The 12,771-nt window shown below is 68.8% G+C and carries 10 protein-coding genes and 2 pseudogenes; 4 read left to right on the top strand and 8 right to left on the bottom strand.

All coding sequences use genetic code 11. The features are described 5' to 3' along the window. Positions 1-63: 63 nt before the first annotated feature. Entirely contained in the window at positions 64-537 is a 474-nt protein-coding gene (locus tag DEJ28_RS15335) for a hypothetical protein (protein WP_146248927.1), read from the top strand. A gap of 203 nt (positions 538-740) precedes the next feature. On the opposite strand, the gene DEJ28_RS15330 is transcribed toward DEJ28_RS15335, so the two are convergent. The 3 genes and pseudogenes from DEJ28_RS15330 to DEJ28_RS15320 form a co-directional block, all read right to left on the bottom strand. Further along, entirely contained in the window at positions 741-1,814 is a 1,074-nt protein-coding gene (locus DEJ28_RS15330; RefSeq protein WP_111117259.1) for a threonine aldolase family protein, read from the bottom strand. Beyond that, positions 1,811-1,954 carry a hypothetical protein gene (locus DEJ28_RS15325; protein ID WP_284180754.1) on the bottom strand — a complete coding sequence of 48 codons (144 nt, stop codon included), beginning with the start codon at positions 1,952-1,954 and terminating at the stop codon, positions 1,811-1,813. Before DEJ28_RS15325 ends, DEJ28_RS15330 begins: the two co-directional genes overlap by 4 nt. Positions 1,955-1,990: 36 nt before the next feature. Then, a pseudogene (locus DEJ28_RS15320) lies at positions 1,991-2,323 on the bottom strand (SDR family NAD(P)-dependent oxidoreductase); the annotation flags it as partial. Positions 2,324-2,346: 23 nt separating this feature from the next. Between DEJ28_RS15320 and DEJ28_RS15315 the strand changes: the two are divergent. Together DEJ28_RS15315 and DEJ28_RS15310 are read left to right on the top strand one after the other, a co-directional pair. Further along, positions 2,347-2,901 (top strand): annotated as a pseudogene (locus DEJ28_RS15315) (PDDEXK nuclease domain-containing protein); the annotation flags it as partial. A 287-nt stretch (positions 2,902-3,188) separates the two neighbouring features. Then, positions 3,189-3,365, top strand: a complete 177-nt coding sequence (locus DEJ28_RS15310; RefSeq protein ID WP_181433858.1) for a hypothetical protein — start codon at positions 3,189-3,191, stop codon at positions 3,363-3,365. Positions 3,366-3,482: 117 nt separating this feature from the next. On the opposite strand, the gene DEJ28_RS15305 is transcribed toward DEJ28_RS15310, so the two are convergent. The 4 genes from DEJ28_RS15305 to DEJ28_RS15290 all read right to left on the bottom strand — a co-directional run bounded on the left by DEJ28_RS15305 (position 3,483) and on the right by DEJ28_RS15290 (position 10,341). Further along, the gene (locus tag DEJ28_RS15305; RefSeq protein WP_111117260.1) at positions 3,483-6,197 is read right to left on the bottom strand and encodes an ATP-binding protein; all 2,715 of its coding nucleotides are present in this window, start codon (positions 6,195-6,197) and stop codon (positions 3,483-3,485) included. 65 nt (positions 6,198-6,262) lie between these two features. Beyond that, complete coding sequence (locus DEJ28_RS15300; RefSeq protein WP_181433859.1) at positions 6,263-7,081, bottom strand: PrsW family glutamic-type intramembrane protease; 819 nt, start codon at positions 7,079-7,081, stop codon at positions 6,263-6,265. A 205-nt stretch (positions 7,082-7,286) separates the two neighbouring features. Next, positions 7,287-8,498, bottom strand: a complete 1,212-nt coding sequence (locus DEJ28_RS15295; protein ID WP_111117262.1) for a glycine-rich protein — start codon at positions 8,496-8,498, stop codon at positions 7,287-7,289. 172 nt (positions 8,499-8,670) lie between these two features. Beyond that, complete coding sequence (locus DEJ28_RS15290) at positions 8,671-10,341, bottom strand: alpha-keto acid decarboxylase family protein (RefSeq protein ID WP_111117263.1); 1,671 nt, start codon at positions 10,339-10,341, stop codon at positions 8,671-8,673. Between the two features lie 477 nt (positions 10,342-10,818). On the opposite strand from DEJ28_RS15290, the gene DEJ28_RS15285 reads away from it, so the two are divergent. Further along, positions 10,819-11,559, top strand: a complete 741-nt coding sequence (locus DEJ28_RS15285) for an ANTAR domain-containing protein (RefSeq protein ID WP_111117264.1) — start codon at positions 10,819-10,821, stop codon at positions 11,557-11,559. Positions 11,560-11,700: 141 nt separating this feature from the next. Here DEJ28_RS15285 and DEJ28_RS15280 read toward each other — a convergent pair whose 3' ends face one another. Beyond that, positions 11,701-12,657 carry a helix-turn-helix transcriptional regulator gene (locus DEJ28_RS15280; RefSeq protein ID WP_284180753.1) on the bottom strand — a complete coding sequence of 319 codons (957 nt, stop codon included), beginning with the start codon at positions 12,655-12,657 and terminating at the stop codon, positions 11,701-11,703. Positions 12,658-12,771 lie beyond the last annotated feature (114 nt).

Here is a 12,771-nt window from a genome sequence, read left to right as displayed (position 1 = left end):
AGATGTACATGCTCCGATTCGCTGGCGTAAACGCCGAATTCCCAGCGCTCCGACCAAGAAGGGGTGATCGAATTGGAGCCGCTCCACAAACCGCACGGTGAAGTACGCGACGTCGTCACGGCACCCTTTTCGATTCGGATGTTGGGCGGGATCGTCGCAGCGTTCGGACTGAGTTTGATCGTGGGAAACATCCTGGTTGAATTCGATGCGTTCCTGGTCACGGCGTCTGCGATCGGGAGCGCCGCTGGGGTCGTCGTTCTGCTCGCGAAGCTGTCGACGCGCATCGCAGAAGGCCACGTGACAGTCTGGTTCATACCGCTCCTCCGGATCCGCGTGCCCCTGACGGACGTTCGGAACGTGTCGATCGACCTGATCGACCCACGAAGGATCGGCGGCGTGGGTATTGCGCGGCATGAGGGTGGCCGAGTGCTCTGCCTCTCGGCCGGACGAGGCGTGCGTTTCTCCTCTCGCCAAGGAACTGTCCTCGTCCAGTGCAACGATCCGGACCTGATCGCGAACGCGCTGAAGCTCGGATGAGCGCGCGCCGCTCGCGCTCAACGTGTTCGCCACCCATCAGAGCGTGCTGTTCCCGCCCTTCGACCAAGTGGTGACGGGTCCGCTCTCGCTGACCGGCCGGCTGCTGATGGCAGCGATGCTGATCGTCGTCGCCGTGCGGGATCGCAGCAGGCGACCGAACGGCTGCGGCACCGCCACTGATCGGGCGGCGAACGACCCGCCCGTCAGGCCGCGTCGAGCTCCGCCCGCAACGCCGCCACGAACGCGTCGATGTCCTGCTCCGACGTGTCGAACGAGCACATCCACCGCACCTCGTTCCGGCTCGCGTCCCAGTCGTAGAACCGGAAGTGCTCCCGGAGCCGCTCGGCCACCCCGGCGGGCAGCGTCGCGAAGACCCCGTTCGCCTGGGTCTCCTGGCTGAACCCGACCCCGCGGATGCTGCCGTCGGCGATCCGGGCCTCGAGTGCGCCCCGGAGCCGCATGGCCATCGCGTTGGCGTGCGAAGCGGAACGGAGGTAGAGGTCGTCGGTCAGCAGTGCGATGAGCTGCGCCGACACGAACCGCATCTTCGACGAGAGCTGCATGTTCATCTTGCGGAGGTAGTGCAGCCCCTCGGACGCCGAGGGGTTCAGCACGACGATGGCCTCGCCGTAGAGCATGCCGTTCTTGGTGCCGCCGAAGCTCAGGACGTCCACGCCGGCGTCGGTCGTGAAGTCGCGGAGCGGCACCCCGAGCGTCGCTGCCGCGTTCGAGATGCGTGCGCCGTCCATGTGCAGCGTCATGCCGAGCGGGTGGATGTGGTCGGCGATCGCTCGGATCTCGTCGACCGTGTAGGCGGTGCCGAGCTCGGTGGTCTGCGTGATCGACACGACGAGCGGCTGGGGTCGGTGCTCGTCGCCCCATCCCCACGCTTCCCGGTCGATGAGCGCGGGGGTGAGCTTGCCGTCCGGGGCATCGACCGTGAGCAGCTTCATGCCGGCGACGCGCTCGGGAGCCCCGGCCTCGTCGGTGTGGATGTGCGCGGTCGAGGTGCACACGACGGCACCCCAGCGCGGGAGCATCGACTGCAGTCCGACGACGTTCGCACCCGTGCCGTTGAAGACCGGGAACGTCTGAGACTGCGGCCCGAAGTGCGCGGCGAAGACCTCCTGCAGGCGTGCCGTGTAGACGTCCTCGCCGTAGGCGATCTGGTGGCCGTTGTTCGCGGCGGCGATGGCCTCGAGGATCTCGGGGTGGACGCCGGCGTAGTTGTCCGAGGCGAAGCCCCGCAGGTCCAGATCGTGGAGTCGAAGGGTCACTGGTCCATCCTAGGGAGAGGGCCGCGGGCAGAGAGGGGAACGCGGGCGCCGTTGACGTCCGACGGCGCGGCCGACCAGAGCCGGACGACCTCGTCGCCGAGACGCTCCTCGAGCCCGGCGAGACCGCCGACGACGAACACGGTGGCTGCCGCCGAGTCCGGCGCGTCCTTCCCGAAGCCCTGGGCGACGGCTCGGACCCAGGCGTCGGACGCGGCCTTCGCTGAGGCGTAGTTCGCGGCCCCGGCGGTGGGGGAGTCGACAGCGGTGGACGAGACGTACGAGAGCCGTCCCGCCGGGGATGCGACGAGGTCGCCGTAGAACGTCCTCGTCGTGTTCCGCAGCGTCCGGAACGCCCGGTCGAAGAAGTCCCAGTCCTCGTCCGACTGCCCGGCGATGCTGCCGCCGCCGCGCCAGCCACCGACGAGGTGGACCAGGCCGTCGATCCGACCGGACGAAGCGTGGACGTCGGCCGCGAGCGGGGTGACCGCACCGAGGTCGGAGAGGTCGCACGTGTGGGTGGTGACGCCCGGGGGACTCGGATTTGGCGCAGCAGCTCACGAAGGACCCCTACGTGTTGGACTTCCTCGCCCTCGACGGCGACGCGAAGGAACGCCACCTCGAGCAGGCGCTCGTCGATCGGATCATCGACACGCTCCGCGAGCTTGGGGAAGGGTTCGCGTTCGTCGGGCGGCAGGTGCACTTCGACGTCGATGGGGATGACTTCTACGTCGACCTGTTGTTCTTCCATGTCGAGCAGCTCCGCTACGTGGTGATCGAACTCAAGACGGGCAAGTTCAGGCCCGAGTACCTCGGTCAGCTCGGCTTCTACGTCGCCCTCGTCGACGACAGACTCCGACGACCTCAGCACGCCGACACGGTCGGACTGCTGCTCGTCGCGGACAAGAACGACGCCGTCGTCCGGTATTCCCTCGGCGCACACCAAACTCCGATCGGCGTCGCCAGCTACGACCTGCTGCCACCATCCGTGCAGGCCGCCCTTCCCACGGAGGCCGAGCTCACTCAAGCGCTCCGTGACTCCGCTGAGGACGCCGTCCTGGCTTCCGGCGACGCAGCCGAGGGTGAGTGACGCAGTGGGCAATCTCATTGCTTCTCTCGCGCTTGTGGTCTCGATCTTTGGCGCCGCATGGGTCGCCTACCAAGACGCCGGGCGCTGGCGCCGCCTCGAGCGGTTGGGAACGCAGTTCAGTCAGCCCGACCGGGCAGCCTGGAGCAGGCCACGTTGCAGTCGGTGTTCGACCAGCTCGCACTTCCGCTCGCGCTGGAAGCGCTCGCACCACCGAGAAAGAAGCTCCGCAGGGGGGGGCCTGGGTAGCTATTCCTGTCGGGCTCGTCATCGAGACGGTTTGGATTCTGATGGTCGCGGTCGACCAGCACGGTTGGCTCTCCTGGACCATCTACGGCATTGGCCTGGCCGTCCTCGTGACCGGAGCGCTTCTTAGGGCGACGTGGCGCGAGCGCCGCCAGCAGTGGATGCGGGAGGAGATGCACCGACGCCTCACACAGCTGTCCACGCCCGCGTACTCGAACTGACACAAGGCTGAGTATCGGCAACGGCCGCCAAGCTGGGACGCTGACGGGAAGTGACGGGAAGTGACGGGAAGTGCCAGGCTCCTGCGCGATGCTTCGGCTTCGGCTTCGGCTTCGGTGTCAGCGCTGGCGGGCCAGGTCGCTGAGTTCGTGTCGGCTGGTGGTGTCGGTCTTGGCGTAGATCCGGGTGAGGTGGAAGCTCACCGTGCTTCGACTGATGAACAGTTCCCTCGCGATCTGGGCGTAGCTCATGCCCTTGACGACCAGGGATGCGACGTCACGCTCGCGATCCGACAGCATGCCGAGCGGCCCGGGGAGCTGGACTGCCGCCGTGACGGGCGACGGCCCGGGACCGGCCGGGTCCTGCGCGGACGGGAGCGCGTCGACGTCCCTGAGGAGGTACGGCACGGCTTCCAGAGCTGTGTATTGCGCTCGGGCGGACCGCGCGGCTTCGACGGCCGTCGTCCGGTCTCCTGCGGTCCCGGCGACACGCGCCAGGTCGGCGGTGATGTGTGCTGCGAACACCGGCAGTCCTTCAGGCCAGGCGCTCCGAGCCGCTGCGATCAGCTCGATGGCGGCGAGGTCCTCGTGGGCGTGCTCGGCCACCAGCCCCTGCACCCACAATTGCGCAGCCTTGCCCCAGGCCAACCAGGGGCTTTCGGCGAGGACCCAGCCGAGCCCGTTCGCTTCGTCGAGTTCGCCGGCCCAGACGCAGGCGATCGCCGCGTGCAGCCCCCACATCGCGCTCCCCGCGAGCTTGTCCGCCTTGTCGCCGAAGTCCCGTCGCAGACCGGGGAGGAACGCCGCTCGCTCGGCATCGTTGCCGAAGGCGTGGAGGGTCGTGACGCTCCCGACGAGGAGTGCGTACACGCCCTCCGCCCACGGCATCTCCTGCAGCGTGTCCCGGGCGCGGGTGAGCAGCGCGTCCGCGCCCTCGCGATCGCCGGCGATGACTCGCCCGGTGGCTGCGTATGAGGCGCTCATGGGGTTGGGGCGGGGGAGCAGGAGCCCCTCGGCGACGCGGAACTGTCTGGCCGCGAGCCCAGCGTCCCCGGCCCACCAGTGTGCGAGTCCGAGGAAGGCGTTGGAGAGGCCGTCGCCGACGTTCATCAAGCCGGTCGACATCCGGCTGTCTACTTCACGGAGTGGCTCGATCGCGTCGGCGGCCCGACCGGACATCACCGCGGCGAACCCTCGCCAGGCGAGCCAGTAGGTGTCATCGAGCGGCACGGCGCCCGGACGCTGCGGAAGCAGCCCGAGGCGTTCGTTCAGCTGGCGGGAGCGGCCACGGCGCCGGTCGAGCATCGCGGAGGTGAAGGTCGCGAGGCCGGCGAGGCTGTCGTCTCGTGTCGGCATCGCTTCGGCTCGGTCGAGTGGAGCCCACGCGGCATCAGTGTCCATGCCTGCGGCGAGGCTGGCCCACGCGAGCAGCACTTCGATGCGGTAAGCGCGCAGGTCGACTTCGCCGGTGGCGGCGACGGGTGTGAGCACCTTGACCGCCTCGCACCAGTCGTTCTCGAGCACGTGGAGGGCGCCCTCGACCAGCGCAGCGCCGATGCGATCACGGGCGGTTCGCAGCTCGGGCTGGGCGTTGCGGACAAGCTCCACGTTCCCTGACAGGAGGCGCTCGAAGCACGATGCCGTCCATCGGGCGCTCCTCCGCAACCCGTTGGCCGAGAGTCGACAGGCCCAGTCGAGGTACTGCGCGGCGGTGCGGTACTGACCTGCCGCGTGCTGCAGCTCCGCGGCAGCTTCCAGACGTTGTGCGAGCGCTTCGTCGTGGGTCGTGGTGGCGGCGTACGAATGCCGCAGTTCACCGACCTCGTCCGACGCCACCTCGGCGGCTCGCCGGTGCAGTCGGACGCGCTCGGCGGCGGGGATGTTCTGGTAGATGCTCGCCTGGATGATGGCGTGCACCATGCGGACCTCCGTCCCGACCTCCGTCGAGCGCTGCTCGAGGATGAACTCCAGGACGAGGACGTCGAGCGCGGAGGTGACGTCGTCGTCGGCGGCGGCGACGTAGGCGGCTTCCGCGAGCGGCATCCAGCCCATGCCGATCACCGACACCGCTCGGGCGAGGGTGACCGCGTCGTGGCCGAGGGTCGCGAGTCGGACCTCGATGGCGTGTGCGTAGTCGAGTGGTGCGGGCAGCTGCACCATCCGCTCGAGCGCTGCAGGCGTGTTCCGGCGCACCAGTGAGGTCAGGAAGAGGGGATTGCCGCGAGTGTGCTGCCACAGGCGTCGGACGAGGTACTCCGCGACCTCCGGCCGGATGTCCCGCAGCACCGCACGTGCCGTCGCGAGGTCGAGTCCTCCCAGCTCGACCGGCACCACCAGTGGGCTCGTGCCGACGAGGGCCTGCCACGGCAGGTGCTGGAACGGTTCGAAGTACCCCGTCGTGACGATCACGAGGAGGCGCTCTGCCACTGCCGACGTCAGGAGCCGAGCAAGCGCTTCGACGGTCTCCGGGTCGATCCACTGGAGGTCGTCGATCGTGATGAGCAGTGGCCCTTCGTCGAGGACGTCGTCGACGGCCTCGCGGAGAGCCTGTTCCACCTGCAGCGGGTTGTCCTCGTCCGGGTCGATGAGGACGCCGAGGTCGATCAGCCCCCGACGGGGTTGGTCGGACTTGACGGTGCCGCCGGCGGACCAGTGCGTGAACGCTGTTCCGTCGCCGGCGGCTCGGGCGAGGACGCGCTCGGTCATCGACCGCAGGAAGCTCGATCGTCCGGAGCCAGGACCGCCGTGGACGACGACGAGCTTCGGCTGTCCGACGATCGCCGACCCAGCGGCGGCGTCGACAGCCTCGACGTCGTCGTTCTGCCAGATCAGCACGTCATCTCCCTACTAAGACGTGAGCCTTCCGATGGTAGAGCGAACGGCTCCGCCGTGCCAAGGGGTCACCGTCGCGAGGGTCCGGGTTCCCGGCGTGTGTCCGGCTCGGCGGCTCGAGGTGTGCGGGTCTTCGACAAGAGGAGCGCCAGGACCGCGACCTCCACGATCGTGACGACGCCCACCGACAGTGTCGCGAGGGTGCTCCCGGCGGTGCCGAGGACACGGGTGCCGAGGACTGCGGCGCCGTCCCACAGGCCGTGCGCGACGGCGACACCGAGGTACGCCAACGGGAGGTACCACCGGAAGCGGTAGCGGCTCCCACCAGCTGCGGCGAAGACGGCAGCGGCGAGGAGCGCCGACCAGAGCGGGTGCCCCAGCGGGGTCGAGAGTGCCCGGTTCACCTGCACCTCCGCGGACTGCGTCAGGAGGGCCGTGGTGAAGCGGTGGTCGAGGAACGGTGCCATCGCGTAGCCCATGTCCTCGAAGACCGCGAAACCGAGGCCGACTGCGGTGCCGACGAGGAGCCCAGAGCGCAGGTCCTTCCGGCGGATCGAGGCGCCGACCGACATGACGACTGCCAGTTTGCAGGCTTCCTCGACGAAGCCGGCGAGGAGGAGGGTGCGGTCGTCGATGACACCGTCCGGCGACGTCGGCTGGATGAGAGCGTCGATGGTGCCGCCGATGACGACCGCGACCACTCCACCGGCGGTCGCCGCGAAGACCAGGCGTCCGAGGGTGAGGTCACTGGTTGGCCCCAGTCCGCCGAGGACTCCGATGAGTAGGCCACCGGGGACGGCGACCGACCCGAGGACGATCCACATCGGCAGGAGTGCGGCGTTGTGGAGGACGCCGAGGAGCACGACGCCCACGTACGTCCAGACCATTGCCACGACGACCGCGAAGAGCGCTGCGGTTCGCCACCGCGACCGTGGTGTTCGCGGTCGGATCGCAGGGACGGCATCGGATTGGTGTCGCATGCGTGGGGACCTTCCGTGGTCGTGACGTCGAGCCGACGTGCGGTCGATCGCCGGTCGGCATGATGACCAGGCGTCGGGGACCGACGCCTGGTCATCTTCAGCGGGAGGATGTTCAGCTCTGTACGCCAGGGAGGCTCAGGACGATCGACCCGTTGCTCGCCAGGTGCCAGTCGGCGTTCGTGACCCCGACGTTGCTGACGGCGTCGGATGTGAACGAGGACCCGGCGCCCCCGCCCTCGCCGAAGGCACCGGTGATCCCGGCCAGGCCGCCCGCGAGTCCACCACCGCCGGCACCGGCTGCGCACGCTCCATCGGTGGTCTGCGACTGTCCCTGCGACTGGCTGTTCGCGCCGCCCTTGCCGCCCTGGTTGTTCGGGCCGCCGTTGCCGCCGGTCAGACCACCGTCGGTGCCGGTCCCCCCGATGCCGCCGGTGTTGACGTCGCTCCCCTGGTTGCAGCCGACGTCGCCGGCGCCGCCAGCGCCGCCGGCGATGACGACGGGTTCGCCCGTGCTGGCGTCGATGATCACCGACGCGCCGCCGCCACCGGAGCTCAGGCTGGCTCCGGGGGCGCCGTCCCCACCCGAGTAGCTGTCCGACCCGATGGGCAGGCCCCACCCGCCGGTGACGTTGTTCCACATGTCGTTGCCCACGCCGCCGACGCCGACGGTGAGTTGCTCGCCGGGCGTGACCGCGATGGTGCCCGTGATCTTCGCTCCCGGCGACGGCTCCGACACGCCTGCAGCGCCACCGGCTCCACCGATCGCGGTGACGTCCATGGAGTACACGCCGGTAGGGACCGTGTAGCTGTCGGCCTTGCCGGTGTAGTTGAAGGTGTGACCGGGGGCGATGGCCCACTCGACGGTCTGGAACTGGTTGGTCTCGTCGTACTGCCACTGACCGTAGGTGTCGTACTGGGGACTGGTCGAGGTCTGCGTGATCTTCGACGAGCCCTTCGTCGCAGCGTCGTCGGCGTAGAACGTGTAGATGTGCCCGTCCGGGTCCTGGTACTCGAGGTTCACCTCGTTGCCGCCGGCGCTGTAGTCGCTCACGACCGCCTGACCGGGCTTGCCTGCGGTCGCCGCCGGCAGGGTCTGCGGCGCCTGGTCCTTCCAGTGCGTGCCCATGCCGCTGTGCGTCGCAGAGACGAGCGTGAGTGGCTGGTCGGACCAGTTCAACAGTGTCGCGTGGACCTGCTCGAACTCGTCCTCGCCGAGCACGCCCACGGCGGCCAGCGGCGTGCCGCTGAGACCGGCGGTCGCGACGACGCCAGCGATGACGGCGCAGCCGGCCGCGGCGGTGAAGATCTTGGAGCGGAGCTTCATGGTTCCTCTTCTGGTTCAGGGTGGTGGTACCGGGGCGGGGCGTTCCCGGTCCGGCTCCACCAGTCTGTTTTCGGCGGGCGATCGGGCGGCTGCGCGTTCTACCCAGTTCTGCCGGAGGCGCCACCAGCGTCGATGACCTGGGTGTTCCGGCCAGGTGCCGGAGACGTCGTCGTCAGCGCGAGTCGTTCGCACGGGCTGCGGCGGTTGCGATGGCAGCGAGCAGGGGCGGTACGTCGTCGGACGGGACCTCCGCCACCACGACACTGACCCCGGTCTCGGCTTCCCGAGCGCGGTGGAGCGCTGCTCGGAGGCCCGCGACGGTGTCGGCACGGTCGACCCCGGAGGCACCGAGCGCGATGGAGAGCGCTGCCCAGTCCCAAGGAGCGATGTCGTTGTACTCCGCCGCTGCGCCGTGGATCGCACGTTCGACGGTGTACCCGCCGTTGTCGACCAGGACGACGATCGCTGGGATCCCGTTCCGGACCAGGGTGCCCAACTCCGCGACGGTCATCTGCGCTGCACCGTCGCCGATCAGGAGGACGGGTCGGCGCTTCGGTGCTGCGAGCGCAGCGCCGAGGACGGCGGGCAGGGTGAACCCGATCGAGGCCCACAGGGGTTGTCCCATCATGAGCACGTCGTGCGGGAGCCGGTGCGCTCCCATCCCGTAGAACGCCGTGCCCTGGTCGGCGAGGACCAGGTCACCGCTCTGCAGCCACGCCGAGACGGTCTCCCAGAGGCCGGCCTGCGTGAGCTCGTTCGTCGCCTCTGCGGACGGTGGGAAGACCGGTGGCCGCTCGTCCGTGCGGACGGGGAGCGGGTCCCGTCGTTCGTCGAACAGCTTCCGGAGCACCCGCAGCGCGTCGGCCATGGCGATCGGCCCGAACGTCCTCCCCCCGACGATGCTGGTGGTGCCGTCGACGACGATGCCGGCGTCGTCCGCCAGGTCCTGGCTGAAGAACCCGGACGTGAGGTCCGTGAACTGCACGCCCGCCTGCACCAGCAGGTCGGCGTCCTCGACGACCGCTCGCACGCCTTCACGACTCGCTGCGCCTACGTACGTCCCGACGAAGTTCGGTGCCGACTCGTCGACCACTCGTCGGCCCCAGAGCAGGGACGCGTGCGGGAGGCCGGTGGCGAGCAGCTCGTGGAGGGCCTCGCGAGCGCCGAAGCGCCCGACGAGGATGTCGGCGAGGACCGCCGGTCGTCGGGCCTCCTGCACCATCGGACGGGCGGCCTGTTCGAATCTCCGCAGCGCCCGGACGCTGGTGGCGTCGAGGTGGCGCTGCAGGGGATGGGCTGCCGGATCGATCTCTGCGAGACCGACGTCTACCGGGATGACCAAGTACCCGGGCAGGCGGCGCTCGAGGACCTCGCGGATGACGTGGTCGATCTCGGGCGCCGCGTTCTCCAGGGTCAGCGACGCTTGCACGCAGGTGACCTCCGCATGCATCCGCTGGAAGTGACGGAAGTCACCGTCGCCCAACGTGTGGTGTGTCGGTCGGCCTGACCGCTGTGTCGCCAGTGACGGTGCCCCGACGATGTGGATGACCGGGACCCGCTCGGCGTAGCTGCCGGCGATGCCGTTGATCGCGCTGAGCTCGCCCACGCCGAACGTGGTGCAGACGACGCCGAGGCCGCGGACGCGCGCGTACCCGTCGGCGGCGTACGCCGCGCCCAGCTCCGTGGCGCAGCCGATCCATGACGCATCAGGGTGTTCCACGATGTGGTCGAGCATCGGCAGGGTGTAGTCGCCGGGGACACCGAAGAGCTTCTCGACGCCGAGTGCGGTCAGGCGGTCGAGGAGGTGGTCGATGACGGTGTAGGACGTCGCATCTGCGTGCATGACGTCAGGATCTCGCCACCAGGACCACTCACGACTGTGCGCTTCGTACAGTCGCCGGCGTGCGACCCGTCGGCGTTTGCTGCCAAGGCAAGCGATGCTCGCTGTCTCCCTGGCCGCCAACTGCCACGAGGCTGCGTACTGGCAGATCCGTGGTCCCCGGAGGCGGCGGCGCACCAGAAGTGGGAGAAAGGTGGCGGAGGAGGGAGCGACCCAAACACTAAACTGACATAAGACCGTGATCGGCAGGCGACGGCCTGGGGGAGCGGGCCGTACTGATGCAAAGTGGCCAAGGCCTGCGACTGCGCCCGGAAGGGGATCGGCTACCGGTCGTCCTGCTCGACGACGACGAGCCGTGGGTCGAGCGCTGCCGCCGAGGTTTTTCGCGCCCGGGTGGATTGGTTGGATCGACCCTAGACTCGTCGCAATTGCTCCAGTACCCAGACCTCGCGCTGTAGCTCCTTCATGGAGGGAGTCAACATGTCTAGGTCCAGCGACGCGATTCACCGCGCGGGGGACGGTGACGAGGACGACGATCTCGCCGCCCCGTTCGTTACCGTCCTCCCGATCGCGGCAGCGGTGGTCTCCACCCTCGGTGGAGTCTTCGGATCAGCCGTCGTCGATGCGTCCGATCCGAGCGCTGCGGCCGCGGATGAACAGCAGGTGACGCTCGGGGAGGGCCCGGGGTGGTCGGCACTTCGACACCGGAGCGCGGTCACCGTGTACGACCTCTCCACCGCGACCGCCGAGGAGTGGCCGACAGCCCTCACGATGCTCCGGCACACCGACTGGTCCGGGCTGCTGTCCTTTTCCCTGTTCGTCGGACCGCTCGACATCGGCGCCGTCACCCTCTACTTGTCCGGTCCTGCACCGGACGTGTCCGGTGCAGGACCGGAAACGTCCGGTGGGGGACCGTTCTCGCCGGCGCAGATGTCCGAGGCGACACGTTTGGCCGGCCACACCGCGCAGCGGATCCTCGCCGGCGCCGTCCGCGAGATGGCAGCAGGGTCCACCCCTGCTGTGTCGTCTGTCATGCAGCCGTCCGGTCGGCGCATTCACCAAGCAACCGGGATGGTGTCAGCACAGTTCGGCGTGACCGTCGAGGATGCACTCCTCGTCATGCACGCTCGCGCGTTCGCGGACGACCAACCGCTCCACACACTCGCGGAGGCGATCCTCGAGCGCCGCTTGGACCTGCGTCACGACCCGGGCAACCAGTAGGAACTGAACAACCACCGCTAGCAGCTCACGTCCCCGCGCTGCCAGGGCAACCGGATCAAATGCCCGGTAGCTGATCCTTCATTGGACGGGTGGGCGCCGCAACACTCTTCGGCGGTACGGGCGCCATGACCAGGTGCCGCTTTACCTGTCGTTCGCCTCGCGCACTGGTGCACGTTTCGTCGTTCGTCCGTGCGTGATGTCGTCGATTGTGCTGCTGGGGTTCGCACTCAGGTCCAGTGGTTCTTGGATGCGCGCTGTTGGTGCCCAGCTGTTGAGGAGGTTGAGGGCGTCGCGGTGCTTAGTGCCGACCTCGGCCGTGTAGAGGAAGAGTGTTTGGTCGGGGTCGCCGGGCAGGGTGACGGTTTCGTACTGGAGGGTGAGGTCTCCGACGATCGGGTGGTGGAATCGCTTATCGCCGTGGGTGCGTTGGAACACTCGGTGTTCCTGCCACCAGGCGGCGAACTCGCTGCTCGCGATCGTCAGCTCGCCGACGAGGGCTTGGGTTGCAGGGTCGTGCGAGTTCCGGCCGGCCTCAAGTCGTAGGTTCTCTACGACGACGCGTGCCTGCATCTCCCAGTCCGCGAACAGGTCCCGGGCCTCGGGTGCCAGGAACATCCAGCGGGCGTAGTTGCGGTCCTTCGCCGGCATCGCGTCGAAGTCGGTGAGGAGCGCCCGGGCGAGCTGGTTCGTGGCGAGCACGTCGGTCCGGCGGCCGAGGAGCATCGCGGGAACCGTGTCGAGGGCTTCCATGAGTTGCAAGAGCCCATGGCGGGGTCGTTGCATCCGGGGAGTGCGGCGTTGCTGCGCGATGGTGTCGGTGCCGCCGATCAAGTGTCGGAGGTGGGTGAGGCCGGCATCGTCGAGGTCGAGTGCTCGAGCGATGGCGTCGATGATCCCGGCCGACGGTGTGATCGGGCGCCCCTGTTCCAGACGGGTGTAGTAGTCCGACGACACTCGCGCGAGCTGCGCGACTTCCTCGCGGCGGAGGCCCGGGACGCGGCGGACCCGTTCATCGACAGGGAGCCCTGTACGAGTGTGATCGACCTGGCTGCGTGCGCGGCGGAGGAAGTCCGCAAGCTCCTGGTTCCGTTCGCTCATCGCCTCAGTTTCGCGCAGGGACGGCCCCGGCCGCATGGGTCTTCGCATCCTAGGTACCAGCGGGCCAGAGATGCGTCCCCGCGGCAGCAGCTGCCGACCGAGGGTGGGAACACC

It is taken from the genome of Curtobacterium sp. MCPF17_002 (assembly GCF_003234115.2).
Lineage (GTDB): Bacteria > Actinomycetota > Actinomycetes > Actinomycetales > Microbacteriaceae > Curtobacterium.
The sequence above is the reverse complement of the archived record's forward strand: the minus strand, read 5'-3'. Positions and strand labels throughout refer to the sequence as shown.